The organism is Streptomyces himalayensis subsp. himalayensis, assembly GCF_013778455.1.
GTDB lineage: Bacteria > Actinomycetota > Actinomycetes > Streptomycetales > Streptomycetaceae > Streptomyces > Streptomyces himalayensis.
Genome location: NZ_JACEHE010000003.1, coordinates 334888 through 355932 on the forward strand (window position 1 = coordinate 334888; position 21045 = coordinate 355932).

The 21045-nt window shown below is 70.8% G+C and carries 20 protein-coding genes and 1 pseudogene; 12 read left to right on the forward strand and 9 right to left on the reverse strand.

The features are described from left to right. The first annotated feature begins 10 nt into the window (after positions 1–10). From H1D24_RS07930 to H1D24_RS07950, 5 genes are all read left to right on the forward strand, one after another. Positions 11–790 carry an enoyl-CoA hydratase/isomerase family protein gene (locus H1D24_RS07930; RefSeq protein ID WP_181656662.1) on the forward strand — a complete coding sequence of 260 codons (780 nt, stop codon included), beginning with the start codon at positions 11–13 and terminating at the stop codon, positions 788–790. Positions 791–903: 113 nt separating this feature from the next. Beyond that, complete coding sequence (locus H1D24_RS07935; RefSeq protein ID WP_181656663.1) at positions 904–2070, forward strand: CaiB/BaiF CoA transferase family protein; 1167 nt, start codon at positions 904–906, stop codon at positions 2068–2070. Positions 2071–2073: 3 nt separating this feature from the next. After that, positions 2074–2985 carry an SDR family NAD(P)-dependent oxidoreductase gene (locus tag H1D24_RS07940; protein WP_181656664.1) on the forward strand — a complete coding sequence of 304 codons (912 nt, stop codon included), beginning with the start codon at positions 2074–2076 and terminating at the stop codon, positions 2983–2985. Then, complete coding sequence (locus H1D24_RS07945) at positions 2982–3524, forward strand: DoxX family protein (protein WP_181656665.1); 543 nt, start codon at positions 2982–2984, stop codon at positions 3522–3524. The genes H1D24_RS07940 and H1D24_RS07945 overlap by 4 nt, the downstream gene beginning before the upstream one ends. A gap of 28 nt (positions 3525–3552) precedes the next feature. Further along, positions 3553–4710 carry an acyl-CoA dehydrogenase family protein gene (locus H1D24_RS07950; protein ID WP_181656666.1) on the forward strand — a complete coding sequence of 386 codons (1158 nt, stop codon included), beginning with the start codon at positions 3553–3555 and terminating at the stop codon, positions 4708–4710. 62 nt (positions 4711–4772) lie between these two features. Here H1D24_RS07950 and H1D24_RS07955 read toward each other — a convergent pair whose 3' ends face one another. From H1D24_RS07955 to H1D24_RS07985, 7 genes are read right to left on the reverse strand one after another with little or no spacing between them, the layout of a single operon-like run. Continuing rightward, positions 4773–5888 (reverse strand): acyl-CoA dehydrogenase family protein, encoded by a 1116-nt coding sequence (locus tag H1D24_RS07955; RefSeq protein ID WP_181656667.1) that lies wholly within the window; start codon positions 5886–5888, stop codon positions 4773–4775. After that, on the reverse strand, positions 5885–7105 hold the full coding sequence (locus H1D24_RS07960) for an acyl-CoA dehydrogenase family protein (RefSeq protein ID WP_181656668.1): 1221 nt from the start codon (positions 7103–7105) through the stop codon (positions 5885–5887). Before H1D24_RS07960 ends, H1D24_RS07955 begins: the two co-directional genes overlap by 4 nt. Before the next feature lie 17 nt (positions 7106–7122). Beyond that, positions 7123–8271 (reverse strand): thiolase family protein, encoded by a 1149-nt coding sequence (locus H1D24_RS07965; RefSeq protein ID WP_181656669.1) that lies wholly within the window; start codon positions 8269–8271, stop codon positions 7123–7125. Next, a complete protein-coding gene (locus tag H1D24_RS07970; RefSeq protein ID WP_181656670.1) occupies positions 8268–8801 on the reverse strand; it encodes a Zn-ribbon domain-containing OB-fold protein in 534 nt (177 codons plus the stop codon). The genes H1D24_RS07965 and H1D24_RS07970 overlap by 4 nt, the downstream gene beginning before the upstream one ends. Position 8802: 1 nt before the next feature. Then, positions 8803–9714: an SDR family oxidoreductase gene (locus tag H1D24_RS07975; RefSeq protein ID WP_181656671.1), complete on the reverse strand. Its 912-nt coding sequence runs from the start codon at positions 9712–9714 to the stop codon at positions 8803–8805. Between the two features lie 2 nt (positions 9715–9716). After that, positions 9717–10448: a hypothetical protein gene (locus H1D24_RS07980; protein WP_181656672.1), complete on the reverse strand. Its 732-nt coding sequence runs from the start codon at positions 10446–10448 to the stop codon at positions 9717–9719. Then, complete coding sequence (locus H1D24_RS07985; RefSeq protein WP_181656673.1) at positions 10448–11770, reverse strand: phenylacetate--CoA ligase family protein; 1323 nt, start codon at positions 11768–11770, stop codon at positions 10448–10450. Before H1D24_RS07985 ends, H1D24_RS07980 begins: the two co-directional genes overlap by 1 nt. Positions 11771–11934: 164 nt before the next feature. Between H1D24_RS07985 and H1D24_RS07990 the strand changes: the two genes are divergently transcribed. From H1D24_RS07990 to H1D24_RS08015, 6 genes are all read left to right on the forward strand, one after another. Continuing rightward, positions 11935–12696 (forward strand): electron transfer flavoprotein subunit beta/FixA family protein, encoded by a 762-nt coding sequence (locus tag H1D24_RS07990; RefSeq protein WP_181656765.1) that lies wholly within the window; start codon positions 11935–11937, stop codon positions 12694–12696. A 114-nt stretch (positions 12697–12810) separates the two neighbouring features. Next, positions 12811–13773 carry an electron transfer flavoprotein subunit alpha/FixB family protein gene (locus H1D24_RS07995; RefSeq protein ID WP_181656674.1) on the forward strand — a complete coding sequence of 321 codons (963 nt, stop codon included), beginning with the start codon at positions 12811–12813 and terminating at the stop codon, positions 13771–13773. 145 nt (positions 13774–13918) lie between these two features. Further along, entirely contained in the window at positions 13919–14998 is a 1080-nt protein-coding gene (locus tag H1D24_RS08000) for an amidohydrolase family protein (RefSeq protein ID WP_181656675.1), read from the forward strand. Positions 14999–15033: 35 nt separating this feature from the next. After that, the gene (locus H1D24_RS08005; protein WP_181656676.1) at positions 15034–17475 is read left to right on the forward strand and encodes a bifunctional acetate--CoA ligase family protein/GNAT family N-acetyltransferase; all 2442 of its coding nucleotides are present in this window, start codon (positions 15034–15036) and stop codon (positions 17473–17475) included. Further along, positions 17472–18446, forward strand: a complete 975-nt coding sequence (locus H1D24_RS08010) for an LLM class flavin-dependent oxidoreductase (RefSeq protein ID WP_181656677.1) — start codon at positions 17472–17474, stop codon at positions 18444–18446. Before H1D24_RS08005 ends, H1D24_RS08010 begins: the two co-directional genes overlap by 4 nt. 16 nt (positions 18447–18462) lie before the next feature. Continuing rightward, on the forward strand, positions 18463–19017 hold the full coding sequence (locus H1D24_RS08015) for a PaaI family thioesterase (protein WP_181656678.1): 555 nt from the start codon (positions 18463–18465) through the stop codon (positions 19015–19017). Here H1D24_RS08015 and H1D24_RS08020 read toward each other — a convergent pair. After that, positions 19011–20162, reverse strand: coding sequence for an acyl-CoA dehydrogenase family protein (locus tag H1D24_RS08020; RefSeq protein WP_181656679.1), 1152 nt, complete (start codon positions 20160–20162; stop codon positions 19011–19013). The genes H1D24_RS08015 and H1D24_RS08020 overlap by 7 nt on opposite strands. Before the next feature lie 158 nt (positions 20163–20320). Here H1D24_RS08020 and H1D24_RS08025 point away from each other — a divergent pair, with 158 nt between their 5' ends. Next, positions 20321–20830 (forward strand): P-loop nucleotide/nucleoside kinase family protein, encoded by a 510-nt coding sequence (locus H1D24_RS08025; RefSeq protein ID WP_181656680.1) that lies wholly within the window; start codon positions 20321–20323, stop codon positions 20828–20830. 49 nt (positions 20831–20879) lie between these two features. Here the strand turns inward: H1D24_RS08025 and H1D24_RS08030 are convergent. Continuing rightward, positions 20880–20957 (reverse strand): annotated as a pseudogene (locus tag H1D24_RS08030) (hypothetical protein); the annotation flags it as partial. Positions 20958–21045: the final 88 nt, after the last annotated feature.

Consider the following 21045-nt stretch of genomic DNA (forward strand, 5'->3'; position numbering starts at 1 on the left):
GGGGTCCGACGTGGGAAGTGTGCTGCGCGTCGAAGTCCGCGACCGTATCGCCGTGTTGACCCTGGACCGTCCCGAGCGGCTCAATGCCATCGGCACGGACACGGTGGAACAGCTGAAGCAGGCTCTGGAGGACGTGCGGGGTGATGACGACGTCCGGGCCCTGGTGCTGGCGGGAGAGGGCCGCGCCTTCTCGGCCGGGGCCGACCTCGGGGAGATCGAGTCGTTCACTGCGCCCGGGCAGTTCCGTGCCTTCGTGGGCCGTCTGACCGAGGCGTACGCGCTCCTGGAGGACTTCCCCAAGCCCTCGGTCGCGGCCGTCCACGGGTTCGCCTTCGGCGGGGGCCTGGAGCTCGCGCTCTCCTGCGACCTGCGGGTGGCGGAGCGCGGCGCCCGGCTCGGCCTGCCCGAGATGAAGCTCGGCGTCCTGCCGGGCGCGGGCGGCACTCAACGGCTGCCGCGACTGCTGCCGACGCCGATCGCCAAGCAGATGATCCTCACCGGCGAACCGATCGACGCGGAGCGCGCGTGGCAGCTCGGGCTGGTGAACGAGGTGGCGGAGCCCGGCGGTGCGCTCGCCGCCGCCGAAGCCCTGGCCGCCAAGCTGACGGCAGGGGCCCCGCTGGCGCTCGCGGCGGGCAAGCGGCTGATCAACCACGGGCTCGGCATGGACCTGGAGGCGGCGATCGCGTACGAGCGCGAGACCGTCTCGGTGCTGTTCTCCACCGAGGACCGGGCCGAGGGGCTGAAGGCCTTCCGGGAGCGCCGCCCGGGAGAGTTCCGCGGCGTGTAGCGATTTCCGCGACCTGTAGCGATTTTCGCGGCTTGCAGTGATTGTCGCGGCGTGCAGCGAGCACCCCGAGAGACCCGGCAGATCCGGACCAGAAACCGGCGTGGAGGTGGGCCGTGCGGCCACTGGAGGGCTATTCCGTCGTCGAGCTGGGCATGTGGGTGGCGGCACCGGCCGCGGCCACCATGCTCGCCGACTGGGGCGCGGACGTGGTGAAGGTCGAGGCGCCGACCGGCGACCCCAACCGGTACACGCTCCGGCACGTCGGCCAGGACATCGACAGCGAACCACCGTTCGAGACCGACAACCGCGGGAAGCGCGGGATCGTCCTCGACCTTCGGTCCGATGAGGGCAAGGACGCACTGGAGCGGCTGCTGGAGCGGGCCGACGTGTTCGTCACGAACCTCCGCCCCGGCGCCCTGGAGCGGCTGGGGCTGGCCCCGGACGCGATACGGACCCGGCATCCCCGCCTGGTCATCGGCACGTTGACGGGGTACGGCTGGACGGGAGCCGAGCGCGACCGGGCCGGGTACGACGTCTCCGCCTTCTGGGCCCGCCCCGGCATCGCCGCCATGCTCAACCCGGCCGGTGAGCCGCCGCCGGGCATCCGCCCCGGCCTGGGCGACCGTACGGCCGCGTCCAACCTGGTGGCGGGCGTGCTGGCCGCGCTGCTGCGCCGGGAACGCACCGGCGAGGGCGGCGTGGTCGACGTGTCCCTGCTCCGCTCCGGGACGTACGCCAACGGAAACGACCTCGCCCTGCAGAACTTCTTCGGCAAACGCGGCCGTACCCGCCCGCGTACGGAGCACGAGTCGCCGCTCTACAACTGCTACCGGGCCGCCGACGACCGCTGGTTCTGGCTGGTCGGCCTGGAGGGCAACCGGCACTGGCCCGGCGTCGTCAAGGCGCTCGGCCGCGAGGACCTGGCGGAGGACGAGCGGTTCGCCACCGGCAAGGCCCGGCGTGGCCACGTACGTGAGCTGATCGCCGCCTTCGACGCGGAGTTCGCGAAGCGGCCCCTGGCCGAGTGGGCGGAGCGGTTCGACGCCGAGGGCGTGTGGTGGGCGCCCGTGCAGACCCTGGCGGAGGTGTCGGCCGATCCGCAGGCGGAGGCGGTGGGGGCCTTCGTCGAACAGCCCGGCATGGGCGACGCGCCGCCGCTGCGGACGGTGGCCACCCCGGTCAGTTTCTGGGGCGTGGACGACAAGCCGCGCTCCGGCGCCCCGACGCTGGGCGAACACACGGACGAAGTACTCAACGAGCTGGGTCGAACAGGGAGGTAGGGCGTGGGCATCCTCGATGACAAGGTCGCCATCGTGACCGGCGGCGGGAGAGGTCTTGGCCGGGCGCACTGCCTGGCGCTCGCCGAGGCCGGCGCGACCGTGGTGGTGAACGATCTCGGCTCCGGACTGCACGGCGAACGGACGGGCGACTCCCCCGCCGACGACGTCGTCACCGAGATCACCAAGCTCGGCGGCCGGGCGGTGGCCAGTCACTCGTCGGTCACCGACTGGGCGGCTACCGAGGCGATGGTGGCGGACACGGTCGCGGAGTTCGGCCGCCTGGACATCGTGGTGAACAACGCCGGCATCGTGCGCGACCGCATGCTGTTCTCGATGAGCGAGGCCGAGTTCGACGCCGTGATCGCCGTCCACTTGAAGGGCACCTTCGCGCTCACCCGGCACGCGTGCGCGTACTGGCGCGAGGCGTCGAAGCGGGGTGAGCCCGTCACCGGCCGCGTGATCAACACGACGTCCGGGACCGGGCTGTTCGGCAACCAGGGCCAGTCCAACTACGGCGCCGCGAAGGCCGGGATCGCCGGACTCACGGTCCTCACCGCCCTTGAGATGCGCCGATACGGCGTCACCGCGAACGCCATCTCGCCGATCGCGGCCACGCGGATGACGGAGGGGCTGCCCGTCGGCACATCGCTGGAGGCCGACGGCGACTTCGACCCGCGCGATCCCGCCAACGCCTCCGGTGTGGTCGTCTACCTGGCCTCCGATGCCGCGGCGTGGCTGACCGGCCAGGTTCTGCGCATCGAGGGCAACCGGCTGAACCGCCTGCAGGGCTGGACCGTCACCGGCGTCCACCCCAGCGAGTCCGGCAAGGCCCTCACCTACGAGGAACTCGTCGAGGCGGTACCGCAGTTGTACGGTGTCGCTCCCGCCGGGCGGGCAACAGGAGTGGGCCAGTGAAGGGCCACGACATCGCCGCTCTCGCCCTGCGCGCGACGCTCGGCCCGATGCTCTTCGCCCACGGCTGGAACAAGATCGCCGGTCCGGGCGGGCTGAAAGGCACGACGGGCTGGTTCGAGGCGCTCGGTCTGAAGCCCGCCGAGGTGCATGCCCGTATGGCGGCCGGGACCGAGATGGCGGCGGGGGTGGGCATCGCTCTGGGGGCAGCCAACCCTCTCCCGGCGGCGGCGACCGTCGGCCTGATGACCGTGGCGGCCCGCACCGACCACCGCGGCAAGGGTTTCTTCGTCTTCAAGGGCGGCTGGGAGTACGTCGGCGTCGTGGGCGGCGCGGCCGTCGCACTGGCGGCGCTGGGCAACGGCAGGTACTCGCTCGACAGGCTGCTGCGACGGCAGCGCGCCGGCGCGATGGCGGCATTGCTGGCAGCGGGAATCGGGACGGCGAGCGCGGCGGCCCTGCTGGCGGCGTGCTACCGGCCCGAACAGAAGCCGGACCAGAAGCCGGACCAGAAGCCGGACGAGTCAGAAACAGATCGATAAGGCCACCAAGGTCAACAAGGGAGTCGACATGGACGCGGCTGACTTCAGCGCGGTGCTGTCCGAGGTCCGGCGCTTCGTCCGGGAGCGTGTAGTGCCGCTCGAGGCGGAGATCGACGAGAAGGACGAGATGCCCGCGGACATCCGCGAGGCGGCCAAGAAGATGGGGTTGTTCGGCTTCGCGCTGCCGGAGGAGTACGGCGGTCTTGGGCTGTCGATGTACGAAGAGGCCCAGCTCATGTTCGAGCTCGGCTACACGACCCCGTCGCTGCGTTCGATGTTCGGCACCAACAACGGCATCGCCGGACACGTCCTGATGGTCGGCGGCACCGAGGAGCAGAAGGCCGAGTGGCTGCCGAGGATCGCCTCGGGTGACGTACTGGCGTCGTTCGCGCTCACCGAACCCGAGGCCGGATCCGACCCGTCGACACTGACGACACGCGCTCACCTGGAAGGCGACGAGTGGGTGATCAACGGCGCCAAGCGCTACATCACCAACGCCCCGCTCGCCGACGTCTTCATGGTCTTCGCCCGCACCGACCCCGACGCCCCGCGCACCCGCGGCATCTCGACCTTCCTGGTCCCGGCCGGCACCCCGGGCCTCACCGTGGCGCCCAAGGACCACAAGATGGGACAGTTCGGCGCGTGGACCGCGGACGTGTACTTCGACGACGTACGCGTCCCGGCCTCCGCCCTCGTCGGCGGCGAGGACGGCCTGAACCGCGGCTTCAACACCGCGATGGGCTGCATCGCTCACGGCCGGGTGCACATCTCGGCCCTCTGTGTGGGCATGGCCGAGCGCCTGGTCGACGAATCGGTCGAGTACGCCCGCACCCGCAAGCAGTCCGGCAAGCCCATCGGCTCCTTCCAGCTGGTCCAGGGCCTGATCGCCGACTCGATGACGGACTACTACGCAGGCCGCGCCACGGTCCTGGAGGCCGCCCGCGCCTTCGACGCCGGTACGGACACCAAGATCGGCCCGTCCTGCACGAAGTACTTCGCCAGCGAGATGGTGTGGCGGGTCGCGGACCGCGCGGTGCAGGTCCACGGCGGCGCGGGCTATATGCGCGGGGTCGCGGTGGAGCGCTTCTACCGTGACGCCCGGCTGTTCCGCATCTACGAGGGCACCAGCCAGATCCAGCAGGTCATCATCGCCAAGGCGCTGCTGGGCGAGGCCGCGCGCGGCTGAGGGGCACCAACGCGAAGGCCCCGGGGAACATCCCGGGGCCTTCGCGTTCCTTTGTACGGTCGTCAGATGCCGAGGCGGTCCAGCAGCCGCTCGTGGTACACGGCAGGGCCGCCGAACAGCAGCTGCGAGGACTTGGCCCGCCGGAAGTACAGATGGGCCGGATGCTCCCAGGTGAAGCCGATGCCGCCGTGGACCTGGATGTTCTCCATGGCCGCGAACATGTACGCCCGTGAGCAGCACGCGTGCGCCACCGACGCGGCGACCGGGAAGTCCGGGGAGCCCTCGGCGGCGAGGCGCGCCGCCTCCCGGGACGAGGCTTCCGCGAGTTCCACCTGGACGAGCATGTCCGCGCACTTGTGCTTGACGGCCTGGAAGGAGCCGATCGGCCGGCCGAACTGATGGCGGGTACGGGCGTATTCCGCGCTCATCTCCAGGCATCTGCGCGCCCCGCCCGCCTGCTCGGCGGCCAGGGCGACCGTGGCGATGTCGAGGACCTTGGCCATGATGCGCCCGCCGGCTCCGTTCGCGCCCACGAGGGTCGCGGGCACGGCGTCGAACGTCAGCCAGGCCATCGCCCGGGTGGCGTCGAGGGTCTCCATCGCCTCGGCCGCCACCCCGGTGGCCGACCGGTCCACGGCGAAGAGCGAAGGGCCGGCGACGGTGCGGGCGACGACGAGGATCAGATCGGCCGTCGTGCCGTCGATGACGAAGCACTTGCGGCCGCTCAGCTTCCAGCCGCCGTCCCCGTCCGGCACGGCGCGTGCGGAGATCAGGGCGGGGTCCCAGGAGCCGCTGTCCTCGGCGACGGCGAGGGTGGCCGTGGTCCGCCCGGCCGCGATGCCGGGGAGGTGGCGCGCACAGGCCTGGCTGTCACCCGAGGCCAGCAGGGCTTGGGCAGCCAGGACGACGGTGGCGAAGAAGGGCGCGCACAGCAGGGCGCGGCCCATCTCCTCCATGACGACGCCGAGTTCGACGAGGCCGAAGCCGTCACCGCCGTACTCCTCCGGGATCACGAGGCCCGGCAGGCGCAGTTGGTCGGCCGCCTGGGCCCATACCGCCGGGTCGAAGCGCGGCTCGCTCTCCATGAGCTTCCGTACGGCCTCCTCTGGTGACTTGGCCTCCAGGAACTCCCGTACGGACGCCCGAAGCTCCCTCAACTCGGTTTCGTCGGCGCTCATGCGCGTGCCTCCTTCGGCAGGCCGAGGACACGTTCCGCGAGGATGTTCTTCATGATCTCCTCGGTGCCGCCGAGGATCCGCAACGCCGGGGTGGCCAGAAGGAGTTCGGACCAGGCGTACGTGCCCCACTGGCCAGTGTCGGCGATGATCCGCGGCCCGAGGCACTCGGACACGAAGTGCGCGGCGCTTGTCAGGTTCTGACCGTACATCAGCTTGGCGACGGACCTCTCGGGGCCGGGGGCGATCCCCGCCCGCAGGGTGCGCTGGGCGCGTGCGTTGAGGTAGCCGGTGGCCACGGCGTCCACGAGGAGTTCGGCGAGGCGGGCGCGCAGGGCGCGGTCGTCCCAGGTCCAGGTTGCCCGCATCAGCGCCGAGAGACGGTCCGGGGACAGGGCGGCGGCCACCGGGCCCGCGCCCTCGGTGCCGACCGTGTTGCGCTCGTTCATGAGGGTGGTCAGGGCGACCGTCCAGCCGCCGTCCACCTCGCCGAGGCGGTGGTCGTCGGGGATGCGTACGTCGGTGAGGAAGACCTCGTTGAAGTCGGCCCCGCCGGTCATCTGGCGCAGCGGCCGGACCTCGACGCCAGGGGCATCCATGGGGACCAGGAAGGCCGTGATGCCCCGGTGCTTGGGCGCGTCGGGGTTGGTGCGGGTCAGCGCCAGGCCGATCTCGCTGTGCTGGGCGACCGACGTCCACACCTTCTGCCCGTTGAGCACCCAGTTGTCGCCTTCGCGTACGGCCTTGGTCGCCACGCTCGCCAGGTCGGATCCGGCGCCGGGTTCGCTGAACAGCTGGCAGGCGATGGCGTCCCCGCGGTACATCGCGGGCAGCCACCGTTCCTTTATGTGTGGTTGGGCGTGGGCGAGGATCGTCGGGCCGATCATGCCCAGGCCGACCACGCTGAGCACGCCGGTGTCGGCCACGTCGTACTCGGACTCGATGGCGTCATAGAGCAGGTCGTGGACGGGGGTGAGGCCGCGGCCGCCGTACTCGGGCGGTCCGGTGATCCAGCCGAAGCCGTTCTCGTAGCGGATCCGCTGCCACTCCCGCGCCCGCCGCACGTGCTCCCGCTCCTCCTCGGGCGGGAGGCTGCTGAAGTACGCCATCGTGTCGTCGCCCTCGCCCCAGGTGAGGGCGGTGCGGTCGGGGGCCTTCGCCGCGTGCGCGTCGAGGAAGCGGCGCACCTCGGCGGCGAAGTCCTGCATGTCCTGGTCCATAGCGGTTCCCTGTGCTCTCAGGTCGAGAGGATCGTCACCGCCGACGCGCCCGGCGCGCCGTACAGGTGGGTGTAGCCGACGCGGGGCGTGCCTGGAATCTGCCGGTCCCCCGCGGTACCCCGCAGTTGGAGCACGATCTCGTGGATCTGTCGCAGTCCGGAGGCGCCGATGGGCTCGCCGTTCCCGAGCAGACCGCCGTCGGTGTTGACCGGGAGCCGGCCGCCGATCTCGGTGGCGCCCTCGGCGATGAGGCGTTCCTGCTCGCCGTCCTTGCAGAGGCCGTTCTCGGCCATGTGGATGATCTCCGACCCGGCGTCGGTGTCCTGGAGCTGGGCGACATCGACGTCCTCGGGACCGATGCCCGCCAGTTCGTACGCCGCCCGGGCGGCGTCCACGGTCGGACTCTCCACGACCTCACCGACCGGGAACGACGGGCTCTGCACCTCGAAGGCGCCGAGCCTGCGGCTGCGCAGGGCGGTGGCCCGGACCCGTACCGGTGTGGAGGTGTACTTGTGGGCCTGGTCAGCGCGGCACAGCACGATGGCCGCGGCGCCCTCGTTCGGGCCGCAGTACATGTACTGGCGCAGCGGGTAGTTGAGGACCGGCGAGGCGAGGACCTCGTCGGCCGACAGCGGGGTGCGGCGCCAGGCCTTGTCGTTGCCGGCGGCGTTGCGGAAGTTCTTCGAGGCCACGCGCGCGAGCGTCTCGTGGGAGATGCCGTGGTCGTGCATATAGCGGTTGATCTTCATGCCGAAGAAGTGGGTGGTGAGGAACATCCCGGTCTGTCCGTACCAGGAGGGGATGCCCGCCACGGACGGATCGGCGGCGAACGCACCGCGCGGGTGCTTGTCCAGGCCGATGGCGATGGTCAGGTCGTGCTCGCCGGTCTCGATGGCCCGGGCGGCCAGTGCCACCGCGGTACCGGCCGTCGCACAGCCGTTGAACACCCCGCGCAGCGGCACTCCGGTCAGGCCGAGGCGCCCGACGATCGCGTCCGGGTTGGCCACCTCGTAGCTGCCGATATAGCCGCCCTGGATCTGCGGCCAGGTCACGCCCGCGTCGGCGAGCGCCAGCCGTACCGCGTCCGCGCCCATGTCCAGCGCCGGCTTTCCGGGGAACCTGCCGAAGGGGTGGAGCCCCACCCCGATGATGACGGCCTCGGTCACTTTTCCTCCTCCTCGGCCGGGGCGCACTCTTCGACCGGGGCGAACTCTTCGGCCGGGGCGAACTCTTCGGCCGGGGCGAACTCTTCGGCCGGGGCGAACTCTTCGGCCGGGGCGAACGCGAACGTCATGACCTCGGTGCCGTCGGCCCCCACGGTGTAGGGCACGAGCGTCAGCCGCATCTGCTGCCCGATCCTCAGCTTCTCCGGGTCCGGTTCGGTGAGGCGGCCCTCGACCAGCAGCTCGCCGGGGAGCTCGACGTACCCGACCGCGTACGGTTCGAAGGCCTCGGGGCCGTCGTACGGCGGGGACGGCGGGCGGAAGTTCTGGGTCGTGTACGTCCACAGCGTCCCGCGGTCCGACAGCAGCCGCTCCTTCGACTCCTCGCCGCCGCACCGCAGGCAGTGCGTGGCCGCGGGGAAGCTCACGTCACCACACGCCGTGCACTCGGAACCGATGAGCCGAGGCGCTGCGGCGGCGGAGGGCGGCCAGGTGAACAAGCCCTCCGCGACCGGCCGTTGCGTCGTCGTCATCTCACGCCCCGTTCCGGTTGCCCAGGGCGTCGGCGTTCGGAGCCGCCTTGGCCACCAGGTTCGGAACGACGGAGGAGAGCTCCTCGGGCGTCCACCGGGACTCGGTACTCGCGCCGGGTCCGTTGACCCAGCCCTCCAGTACCGTGATCCGGTTGCCGACGACGCCGAACACCCGACCGGTGACCTCGCGCGAGGCGGCAGAGCCCAGCCACACTACGAGCGGTGAGATGGCCTCCGGGGTCAGGTCCTGGGTCTCGGCGGCCCGCTTCATCATCTCGATGTCCTCGGTCAGCCGGGTGAGCGCGGTCGGCGCGATGGCGTTCACCGTCACGCCGTAGCGGGCGAGTTCGGCCGCGGCGATGATGGTGAGGCTCGCGATTCCCGCCTTGGCCGAGCCGTAGTTCGACTGGCCCGGGTTGCCGAAGATGCCGGACGGAGAGGTCGTGTTGATCACCCGTGCGTCGTTGCTCTGACCGGACTTGGCGCGCTTGCGCCAGTACGCGGCGGCGTGGTGCAGGGTGGCGAAGCTGCCCTTGAGATGGACGGCGAGCACACTGTCCCAGTCCGCCTCGGTCATCGACACGATCATCCGGTCCCGGAGGATGCCCGCGTTGTTGACCAGCACGTCAAGCCCGCCATAGGTGTCCACTGCCTGCTGGACGAGGTGACCGGCGCCCTCCCAGGTGGAGATGTCGTCCGTGTTGGCCACCGCCACGCCACCGGCCGCGACGATCTCGTCCACGACGGCCTGGGCGGGCCCGGCCGAGGCGCCCGCTCCGCCGCGCGAGCCGCCCAGGTCGTTGACCACGACCTTCGCTCCCTGCGCGGCGAACGCCAGGGCGTGCGCCCGGCCGATCCCGTTGCCGGCGCCGGTGACGACCACGACACGGCCGTCGACCACTCCTTGGGACATCCTCAACTCCTCGATGACGACGTGGGGCCCGCCTCGGCGAGCAGGACCCGAGGGTCCTCGCTGCCGCAGGCGCACTTTCCTGTCTCCACCCGGCCCGCAATACCCAGGGGAGTTTCGGCGAGCCGGGACCGGCGGCCCTCGCCCGCCGCGATGACCAGCTCTCCGTCCCGCTCGCCGACCCGCCACTCGGCGGCGTTGACGTGCGCGCCGCACCGCTCGGGGCACTCCAGTGCGAGGGCAGGGCCCACGGCGGACATGAGGCAAGCGGAAACGCCCGCCCCGCGGAGCACCGGTACGGCGGCGGGCCGGGCCAGCACGACCGACGTCGACCGGAACATCTCGCCGATGTCAGCCGAACCGGAGAGTCCCTCCAGGGTCTCCGCGGACAGGCCGATCACCACGTCCGGATCCAGCTCGCGGTGGAAGACCGCGGTGCGGCGGTGGTCCCAGCCCATCGCCTCGGCGATGCCGTATGGCACCCGCAGCGCACGCAGGGCGCCGATCACCGTATGGCCCCAGAACCCCTCGAATCCGGAGGTGGTCAGCAGCGCCCGCTGACCGGCGGCCAAGCCGTGCCCGCGCAGCCGTTCGGTGACCCATTTGGTGTCGCGGGCGAGTTCCGCCCACGTGAGCTCCATGTCCTTCATGCCGTCGGCGGCGGGGAAGCGCACGAGGTAGGCCAGTTCGGGCCGGGCCAGTTCCTTGGCCCGGGCGAGAGTGTCGGCGCGTGCCATCAGCTCTTCACCACCCGGGGGAACTTGGCGACGCTGGTCATGGTGTTCAACAGGTCCTCCTCGGTGCGCATGTCGAGCACCGGCTTGACCCCGGTCCGCTCGAGCACGGCCTCACCCAACCGCCCGGCCAGCGCGTCGACATCGCCGGTGAGCTCGGGGTCGTAGCCGACGCGCAGCCGCAGCTCGTCGACCTCGCGCCGCTCCCGGACGATCTGGAACACGCCCGCGACGGTCTCCGGCTGGTCCTCCACCGCATTCCAGATGTCACGCAGGACCACGGAGCGCCCCTGGACCAGCGTCTCGTCGCCGCGCCGTCCGGCCACCCACATACGGGCGTGGGTGCGCCCGCAGCCGCAGCGGCCGCGCGAGAGGCGGACGAGGTCCTCGCTGCGGTAGCGGATCAGCGGTGCGGCCCGGTTGTCCAGGTCGGTGGCGACCAGTTCACCGAGGTCACTCTCCTGGACGTCGCGCCATCCGTGTTCCTCGACCTCGATGCATTCCGCGAAGACGGTGTCCTCCCAGAGGTGGAAGCCGTCGTGCTCGCGGCACTCCCAGGCGGTGCCGGTGTCGGCCGCGCTGGTGTACTCGTAGACGTCGATGCCCCAGTCGTCGCGAATCCGCTCGCGCATCTTCCGGCTGAGGGGCTGCCCGGCGCACGAGGCGCCCTTGAGGGAGGAGAACGCCTCCTTCAGATCCACCTTCTCGGCCAGGTGCTCCAGCTCCACCATCTGCGGATACATCATCTGGATGTAGGCCGGCCGGTAGGTGCGGAGGGCCTCGACGACCTCGTGCATCTTCCCGATCCAGGTGTCCACCTCGATCACCACCGCGCCCAGCGCCTGGTAGCCGGGGTCCATGAGGTTGCGGAAGGTGCCGGGCGGGCTCAGCACCCGGTCCCCCGGCCTGAGGCCGAGCTCCCACAGGTCACGCACCTGTGCGGTGACCAGGGGCGGCGCGTCCTCCCAGATCTCGGCGAAGAACTCCGGGTCGCCGGTCGTGCCCGAACTGGAGGAGACCGAGGTCAGCTCTTCGGTCGGGACGCAGAGCAGACCGCCGAAGGGGTCGCCGGTGCGGGCCCGGTAGGCGCGCACCATGTCCTTGGTGATGAACGGGACGCGCGCCCGGAAGTCCTCAAGGGAGCGGATGTCACGCGGGTGCACCCCGTGCTCGTCCCAGAGCTCGCGGTAGAAGGGCGAGTTGCCGTAGGCGTACTCCACGAGCTCCAGGACCCGTTCCTCCTGCAGCGCCCGCAGCTGTTCGCGGGGCATGGTCTCCACCTGTGGCTCGAAGTACCTGTCACCGGTGTCCCTGTCACCGACCATGGCGCCTCCTTGCGGCCTAAGCTGACCAGATCTTCCAGCTATCAGCGCAATCAGTCAACCAATTCGACGGATTCTCGGGTGACTCTCGCGCCCCCTCGCTCGATATAGTTAACTATTAACACTCATTGAACCCAGGGGAGAGCGCTGTGAAGATCGTTGTCTGCGTGAAGCACGTGCCCGACGCTACGGCGGACCGCACCTTCACCGAGGACGGCAACACCGACCGCGAGTCGGTCGACTCACTGCTGTCCGAACTCGACGAGTACGCGGTCGAGCAGGCCCTGCGGGTCGCCGAGTCGGGCGTCGACGCCGACATCACCTACCTCACCATCGGCCCCGACGACGCCAAGGACGCGCTGCGCAAGGCACTGGCCATGGGAGGCGACTCGGCGGTCCACGTCAGCGACGAGGACATCGAGGGCAGCGACGCGTTCGGTACCTCACTCGTTCTGGCCAGGGCGATCGAGCGGCACGGCTTCGATCTGGTCGTCTGCGGGATGGCTTCGACGGACGGCACGATGGGTGTCGTACCGGCGCTGCTGGCCGAACGGCTTGGCGTCCCGGCCGTCACCCACCTCGACGAGCTGGCGATCGAGGACGGTGCGGTGACCGGCCGCCGCGAGGGCGATTCCGCGACCGTACGTGTCCAGGGCACCCTTCCGGCCGTCGTGTCGGTGACCGACCGTTCCGGCGACGCCCGTTACCCGTCCTTCAAGGGGATCATGGCCGCGAAGAAGAAGCCGCTGGAGACCCTCGACCTCGCGGACCTCGGTATCGCTCCCGAGCAGGTCGGGCGGACCGGTGCGCGTTCGGCGGTGGACACCGCGGCCAAGCGCCCGCCGCGCACTCAGGGGGAGATCGTCGCCGACGACGGTGCGGGCGGCGTGGGGCTGGCCACGTTCCTCACCGCCAAGAAGTTCATCTGACCGGACGCGTCACCACGTCACCTACGTCACCCATGTCACGGACGTCACCGACGTCACCGACGTCACCGACGTCACCGACGTCACCGACGTCACCAACAGGAGGAGTGCATCACCGTGGCCGAGATCCTCGTACTCGTCGACCACACCGACGGCGCCGTACGCAAACCGACCCTCGAACTGCTCACCCTGGCACGCCGTCTGGGCGAGCCGTCGGCCGTGTTCCTCGGGCAGGGAGCGGACACCGCAACCGAGGTCCTCGGCCGGTACGGCGCGCACAAGGTCTACGTCGTGGACGCGCCCGAGGTCGAGGAGTTCCTCGTCACTCCGGCCGTCGACGCGCTCACCCAGATCGCCGAGAGCACCAGCCCGGCGGCGATACTCCTGCCCTCCGGCCCGGACGGCAAGGAGACCGCCGCACGGGTCGCGCTCCGCCTGGAGTCAGGGCTCATCACCGACGCCATCGACGTCACCGCCGACGAGGACGGTCCGGTAACCGAGCAGTCCGTGTTCGCGGCGACGTACCAGGTGACGGCACATGTCACCCAGGGCGTACCGGTCATCACGGTCAAGCCAAACGCCACCGCCCCCGAACCGGCCCCCGTCACACCCGCCGTCGAGAAGTGGGATGTCACCTTCGGCCCTGCCTCCGCCGCCGTCAAGGTCCTGTCCCGGGCGCCACGGGAGCGCAGCGACCGCCCAGAGCTGACCGAGGCCGACATCGTGGTTTCCGGCGGCCGCGGCGTGAACGGCGCCGAGAACTTCGCCGTCATCGAGCGTCTCGCCGACGCACTGGGCGCGGCCGTCGGGGCCTCCCGCGCCGCCGTGGACGCAGGCTGGTACCCGCACAGTCACCAGGTCGGCCAGACGGGCACCCAGGTCTCCCCGGGGCTCTACCTCGCCGCCGGCATCTCCGGCGCGATCCAGCATCGCGCGGGCATGCAGACCTCCAAGACCATCGTCGCCGTCAACAAGGACGAGGACGCCCCCATCTTCGACCTCGCCGACTACGGCGTCGTAGGCGATCTCTTCAAGGTGCTACCGCAACTGGTGGAGGAGATCGAGCGGCGCCGCGGCTGATCTCGCCGTACTCCGCGGCTGACCTCCGTACTCCGCAGCTGACCTCCGTACTCCGCAGCTGATCTCCGCCCTCCCGGCCTTCCACAAGGTCGCCGATACACTTAAAATCGCTAACTGATTGCGTCCATTCGTCCGAAGGAGCGCCATGACGAAGATCTGGGTCAACTCGGGGGACTCCCACGTGCTGGAACCGGACGACCTCTGGACCGAGGCCCTGCCGCCCCGCCTCGCCGACCGGGCGCCGCGCAGTGAGCGCGGCGACAAGTACGAGGTGCTCTACATCGACGGCGAGCGCATCGACCGCCAGCTCAACGACTTCATGGACGCCATGCGGCCGCCGGGCGCCCGGGACCTCGACGTCCGGCTGAAGGACCTGGACCAGGAGGGGGTCTGGGGCCAACTGGCCTTTCCCTCCATGGGGTTCTGGCTGGTCTCGATCACCGACCGGGAGCTCGCCCGGGAGACCGTACGGGCCTGGAACGACTGGGCGCACGCCGAGATCCTCGGCAAGAACAAGCGCGTCATCACCCCCGCCTGCGTCTCGACGGCGAACATCGAGGACGCGGTCGCCGAGGTGGAGCGCGTGGCGGAGCTGGGCTTCCAGTCGGTCTTCCTGCCGTGCGCCACCCGGCCGGGCGAGGAGTATGCCCTCGACCGCTGGGAGCCGCTGTGGACCGCGGCCGAGCGGGCCGGTCTGGTGCTCGGCTTCCACATCGGCACCGGCGGCGAGAACGTCGTCTTCCGCGGGCCCGGCGGCGCGGTCGTCAACTATATGGAGACGACCTACCCGGGCATGCGCGTCGTGTCCCACATGGTCGCGGGCGGTGCCCTGGACCGCCACCCCGACCTGCGCATCCTCATCGCCGAGGGCGGCGCGGGATGGGTGCCGGCCATCGGCGACCGGATGGACGAGGCCTACCGCCAGCACGGCATGTTCGTACGGCCGAAGCTGAGCCGGCTGCCCAGCGAGATCATCAGGCAGCAGGTGTACGCCTCGTTCCAGCACGACAAGAGCTCGGTGGAGATCGTCGAGGCGACGGGCTACCGCAACGTGATGTGGGGCGACGACTACCCCCATCTGGAGGGCACGTACGGCCACACGCAGTCCACGCTCCACGACCTGTTCGACGGCGTGTCCGACGACATCCGCGAACGCGTCACGCGCGGCACCTTCAACGAGCTCTTCCGCCTGCCGGAGCAGACTCCCCGGGAGGCGGCCGTCTGAGCGGCGTCGACGACGCCGGGGCGCCGCACGAACCCGTGACCACTCCCCCGTATCCCGAGGACCTCGAACAGCCCGGACTCGTCAGGACCGGGCGGTCGACCTTCGTCCGGCCCATCCGGCCGGAGGACGCCGACCGCCTGGTCGCCTTCGTCGGCGGCCTGTCGCGGGCGACCCTGGCCTACCGCTCGCTCGGTCCGGTCGTCCGCGTCCGCGACGACGTGATCCGGCGTGGCGCGCACGTGGACTACCTCAACGAGCTGGCGCTCGTCGCCCTGGCAGGCGACGAGATCGCGGGCCTGGTGCGCTATGTCCGCAACCCGGAGGAACCGGACCACGCGGAGGTCACGTTCACCATCCGGGACGACCACCAGAGCGAGGGGTTCGGCAGGCTGCTCCTGGAGCACATCGCCGCTGCCGCCCGCGACCGGGGCATCCGGGTCCTCGAGGCCGATGTCCTCGCGGACAACACCCGCATGATCAACGTGTTCCTCAGCTCCGGCTACCGCGTCGAGATGGGTCCGCCGGGCCAGATAGTCCACTTCGAGATCGCCATCGATCCGCAGGCCCAGGCCCTGGCCCGGGCGGAGCGGCGCGAGCACACGGCCGTACGGCGCTCCCTGCGACCGCTGCTCGAACCGCGGTCGGTCGCGGTGATCGGCGCCAACCGGAGCCCGCTGACGATCGGTCACGAGATCGTCGCCAACCTGCTGCGGGGTGGTTTCCGCGGCAGTGTGTACCCGGTCAATCCGGGGGCCGAGCAAATTGCCGGAGCGCGGGCGTACGCAAGCGTCCGTGATCTTCCCGAGCCGCCGGACCTGGCGCTGGTGGCGGTACGGGCCGAGGCCGTACCCGACGTCGTACGGGAGTGTGCGGAGGCCGGCGTCAAAGCGGTGGTCGTCGTCTCCACCGGCTTCGGCGAGACCGGTGCGGCCGGACGGGAGACCGAGCTTGAGCTGGCCCGCTTCGCCCGTGCCTCCGGGATGCGGCTGGTGGGCCCGAACTGCATGGGCGTGGTCAACACGACGCCCGCGGCGCGGCTCGCCGCGACCTTCTCGCCCGCCCTGCCGACGCCCGGCCGGGTGGCGATGTCCAGCCAGTCCGGGCCGCTGGGCCTCGCGGTGCTCGACTTCGCCCGACGGCTCCGTCTCGGCTTCTCCGGCTTCGTGTCGGTGGGCCACGCCGTGGACGTGTCCACCAACGACCTGCTCCAGTGGTGGGAGGAGGACCCCGAGACCTCGGTGGTCCTGCTGCACGTCGAGCACTTCGGCAATCCGCGACGGTTCGCCCGCATCGCCCGCCGCGTCGCGCCGCGCAAGCCGATCATCGCGGTCCACCCGGGAGACGGCAGGCACCCCGGGCACGGGGACGCGGCGGTCAGTTCGCTCTTCGCCCAGTCCGGTGTGATCCGTACGCGCAGCCTCCAGGAGCTGTTCGACGTCGCGTTGCTGCTCGCCCACCAGCCTCCCCCGCCCGGGAACCGGGTCGCAGTGATCACCAACGCGGGCGGGCCCGCCGCCCTGACCGTGGGAGCATGCGCGGCGAGCGGACTGTGCGTACCGGCACTTGGTGAACACACCAGGCAGAGGCTGCATTCGGCCCTCCCGGCCCGGGCGGACGTCGCCAACCCGATCGACCTCACCCCCACGGCCACCGCCGCGCACTACCGGCAGGCGCTGGACGCCGTACTGGCCGACGACGACATCGACGCGGCCATCGTCCTCTTCATGCCGCCGCTGGCCGACAAGCCCGACGAGGTGGCGTCGGCGATCCTCGACGCGGCCGCGGCCGCACCCTCGAAGCCGGTCGTGGCCAGCTTCCTGGGCGGCGCGGGCGTCGCCGATCTTCTGCACCGGGGTGAACTGGTCGTACCGACCTATGCGTTCCCCGAGTCGGCGGCGGCCTCGCTCGGACACGCGGCGGCCTACCAGGCATGGCGGAGCACCCCGGCGGGTGTCGTACCGGATCTCGCGGGGGTCTACGTCGAGCGGGCCCGGTCGCTGGTCGCCGGGTGCGCTCCCGGACCCGTCCCCGCGCAGATCGCGGCCGAGCTGCTGGACTCGTACGGAATCGCGATGGGGGACCACGAGCCGGGCTCCGGCGGCCCGGACGCGTTCCTCTCCGTCAGCGCCGACCCGGTCTTCGGCCCGGTGGTCGCGTTCGGCCTCACCGGGGACTACGCCGACCTCATGGCCGACGTCGCGTACCGAGTCACCCCGCTCAGCGACCGCGACGCCCGGGAGATGGTCCGCTCGCTGCGGGCGGCCCCGCTGCTGGACGGCCGGATAGGCGGCCCAGGTGTGGACCTGGCGGCACTGGAGGAGACAGTCCTGCGGCTCTCGGCGATGGTCGAGGACCTCCCCGAAATTGAGGCGTTGGAGCTGCGTCCGGTGCGGCTGCTGCCGCCCGGGCAAGGGGTCGCCGTCTCTCGCGCGACGATCCGGCTGTCGGAGAACACAACTGGAGGTGGCCCCTCGTGAAGGTCGGCATCTACTTCGATATGCGCAATCCTCCGCCGTGGCGGCAGAGTTGGTCCCGGGTGTACGGGTTCGCCCTGGAGATGTGCGAGGAGGCGGACCGGCTGGGCCTCGACTCCGTCTGGTTCTCCGAACACCACGGCTTCGAGGACGGATACCTTCCGCAGCCGCTCACCATGGCCGCAGCGGCCGCGGCCCGCACCCGCCGGGTGCGCCTGGGCACCGCGGTCATCCCCGCACCGCTGCACGCGGCCCCCGAGATCGCCGAACAGGCCGCGATCGTCGACATCATCAGCGACGGCCGCCTGGACCTCGGACTCGGCACCGGCTACCGCGTGCCCGAGTACCGGCTGTACGGAGCCGATCTCGGCAAGCGCTACTCCACGACCGACCAACGCGTCCGGGAGATCCGCGGCCTGTGGGCCGAGTCCCTGGTCACCCCCGGCCCGGTCCAGGATCCGCTGCCGATCTGGCTCGGCTACCAGGGCCCGCAGGGCGCCCGCCGGGCCGGCCGGCTCGGCACCGGGCTGCTGTCCCTCAACCCCGCTCTGCTGACGCCGTACCGGGAAGGGCTCGCGGAGAGCGGGTACGACATGTCGGCGGCCCGCATGCAGGGGTCGTTCACCACGTTCGTCACCGAGGACCCCGACGGCGACTGGCCGGTGGTCCGCAAGCACCTGGCGTACCAGTGGGACAGCTACCGCCGGTACATGGTGGAGGGGACGGACCAGCCCGTCCCCCGCCCCATCGACCCCGAGAAGTGGCGGGAGACGGGGCTGCGCGCGACCGGCGTGGGGCAGTTCCTCTACGGCACACCCCAGGAGACCGCCGACGCCATCAAGGCGTACGTGGCAGGGTTGCCGGTCGAAGGGGTGTTCCTGTGGGCCTCGCTGGCCGGGATGCCCGAGGACATGATCGCCCGCCAGGTCCAGCTCATCGCCGGGAAGCTGCGTCCGCTGCTTGCCGATGCCTGACACGAGGAGTTCCACCATGTCGACGAGAGCCGGTTCTTTCTCCGGTGAGACCGGAGCCACGACGTCGGCCGCGCACTGGGCAGGGGCGGACTTCCAGGAGCCGCCCCGCACCCCCGGCGGGGTGGCCCTGTGCGGTGCCTGCCACGTCGCCGGTTCCTGCCGTCTGGGTCTGGAGCGCGAACGGCTCGACGAGGACGGCGTGGCGTGGTTCGAGCTCGCCTGCCCGCGTGACCAGGAGGGCGGACCCAATGTCGCGCACGGCGGCTGGACCGCGGCCGTGCTGGACGACTGCCTCGGCCATCTGCCGCTACTCCACAAGGTGTTGAGCGTGACGGCTGAACTGACCGTGAGCTTTGTGAAACCGGTGCCGGTGGAACGGCCGCTGGAGGTCAGGGCCTGGGTCGAGCGGCGGGAGGGCTCCCGCTGGTACATCGCGGGCGAGATGGTGCTGCTCCCGGCCCGGGCCGTGCTGGCCCGGGCTTCCGGGATCTGGGTGACTCGGGACCGGGGCCATTTCGCGCGGCACGAGGAGTGGCTGGCCGGCCAAGAGGCAGATCGGGAAGGTCAGTAGGACCGCAGCCCCATGCTGCGGGCGATGCCGTTGCGCTGGATCTGGCTGGTCCCCCCGGAAATGGTGGCCACGATCGACTCCCGGTACCGGAAGCTCATCACGCTCTCCGTCGAGAAGCCGTGCCCTGCGCAGACCTGCATACCGAGACGGGCGGCCGCAACGTACGTCTCCGAACCCTTCAGCTTCGCCATCGACCCCTCCCGCGTGCATGGCTTGCCCTGGGCGAGCAGCCACGCGGCGCGGTACGCGAGCAGCCGGGCCGAGTCGATCTCGGTCTGCAGATCGGCCATGGCGTGGGCGAGCGCCTGGAAGTTCCCGATCGGACGGCCGAAGGCGTGCCGGGTGCGCGCGTACTCCAGCATCTCGTCCAGGGTGGCCTGGGCGGCGCCCAGATAGCCGCCGGTGATGATCACCTTCTCCAGCTCGATGTTGGAGAGCATCACCTTCCAGCCCTCGTCGCGCGGACCGACGAGGTTCTCCTTCGGCACCAGCGCGTCGTTGAAGAAGACCTCGTTGGTGCCCAGGATGTGCCGGGCCAGCGTCGGCGTCCTGCGCACCTCGACACCGTCCGTCGAGGGGTCGACGAGCAGCAGGCTGATACCGCCGTGCTTGGGCTCGCGGGATCCCGTACGCACGTAGGTCGCGATGGTGGTGTCGGGCAGGCCGCCGCCCGTGCACCACGCCTTCTGGCCGCGTACGAGGAAGTGGTCGCCGTGGTCCTCGGCGGTGGTGCGCAGCGCCGCGGCGTCGGACCCGCTGTCCGGCTCGCTGAGGCCGACGGCGAGGCGGTGGCGTCCGGTCATGACCTGCTTGCGGATGAACTCGCGCTGCGCCTCGGTGCCCCACCGGAACACGGTGATCCCGGGGATGAGCACCCCGATGTAGCACATGGCGACGTCGAAGCTGGCCCGCCCGAGCTCCTCGGCGATCAGGATGAGCTCGAGCGGCCCACCGCCGTCGCCGCCCTCCTCCTCGCTGAACGGAAGCGAGAACCAGCCGAGCTCGGCCATGCCCCGGAACAGCTCCGGCGGTACGACACCCTCCTCGTCCCACTGCTTCGCCTTCTCGGCCGGGCACACGTCGGCGACGAACTGCCGTGCCGTCGCGCGCAACATGTCCTGCTCGTCGGTCAGCCCGAAGTCCACGGCCACTCCTCGCGCACTCGCCGATTCATCTATCTAATTATTCTATGTTAGCGGATAGGACATCGGGGAGCCCTTCTCCACGCGGAGGCGGACGGCCCGGCGGGACGGTCGGCGCCTCCCGGATCGGCTGCGCCGACGACTCACGGCAGGATGACCGCATGCTCATCGTCATCGGCGGCCTGCCCGGCACAGGCAAGACCACCCTCGCACGCCTGCTGGCCGCGCGGCTCGGGGCTGTCCATCTCCGGATCGACACCATCGAGCAGGCGATCGTCCGCTCCGGCCTGGCCCGGCATCCCGTGGGGCCCGTGGGATACGTCGTCGGATACGCCCTGGCCGAGGAGCATCTGCGGCAGGGCCTGACCGTGATCGCGGAGTCGGTCAATCCCCTGGCCGTCACGCGTGACGCCTGGCGCAACACGGCCGTCAGGACAGGTGTGTCCGCCGTCGAGGTGGAGGTGGTCTGCTCGGATCGGGCCGAGCACAGGCGCCGCGTGACCTCGCGGTCGGTGGACATCCCGGATCTGCCGCTGCCCGACTGGCAGCAGGTCCTCGACCGCGAGTACGAGCCGTGGGACCGGGACCACATCGTGGTCGACACCGCGGGACAGGGGCCCGAGGAGTCGGTGGCGTCGCTTCTGGCTGCCGTGGTGGACGGGCGCTGCTGAAACTGTGGGCACAGGGCCTGTGCTGCGGCGGACCACGCAGCCGCTCCAGACGTCTCTTGACGACGGTCTCGGACAGGCCTGTGGCCGCCTGAAGTTCGGTGAGCGTGGCCCGGCCGTCTCGCCTCATGGAGGTGGTGGTCGTGCCGCTTCCCTTTCAACTGGGTGTGGGACGGGGCCCGCCCAGGACGGGCGGGCGACAGTCCGCAATGCGTGTG

Bases quoted from the DNA above. Each gene is read 5' to 3' on its own strand.
- H1D24_RS07950 (WP_181656666.1), top strand. From the start codon at position 3,553: ATGGACGCGGCTGACTTCAGCGCGGTGCTGTCCGAGGTCCGGCGCTTC.
- H1D24_RS07955 (WP_181656667.1), bottom strand. From the start codon at position 5,888: ATGAGCGCCGACGAAACCGAGTTGAGGGAGCTTCGGGCGTCCGTACGG.
- H1D24_RS07960 (WP_181656668.1), bottom strand. From the start codon at position 7,105: ATGGACCAGGACATGCAGGACTTCGCCGCCGAGGTGCGCCGCTTCCTC.
- H1D24_RS07970 (WP_181656670.1), bottom strand. From the start codon at position 8,801: ATGACGACGACGCAACGGCCGGTCGCGGAGGGCTTGTTCACCTGGCCG.
- H1D24_RS07975 (WP_181656671.1), bottom strand. From the start codon at position 9,714: ATGTCCCAAGGAGTGGTCGACGGCCGTGTCGTGGTCGTCACCGGCGCC.
- H1D24_RS07980 (WP_181656672.1), bottom strand. From the start codon at position 10,448: ATGGCACGCGCCGACACTCTCGCCCGGGCCAAGGAACTGGCCCGGCCC.
- H1D24_RS07985 (WP_181656673.1), bottom strand. From the start codon at position 11,770: ATGGTCGGTGACAGGGACACCGGTGACAGGTACTTCGAGCCACAGGTG.
- H1D24_RS08000 (WP_181656675.1), top strand. From the start codon at position 13,919: ATGACGAAGATCTGGGTCAACTCGGGGGACTCCCACGTGCTGGAACCG.
- H1D24_RS08015 (WP_181656678.1), top strand. From the start codon at position 18,463: ATGTCGACGAGAGCCGGTTCTTTCTCCGGTGAGACCGGAGCCACGACG.
- H1D24_RS08025 (WP_181656680.1), top strand. From the start codon at position 20,321: ATGCTCATCGTCATCGGCGGCCTGCCCGGCACAGGCAAGACCACCCTC.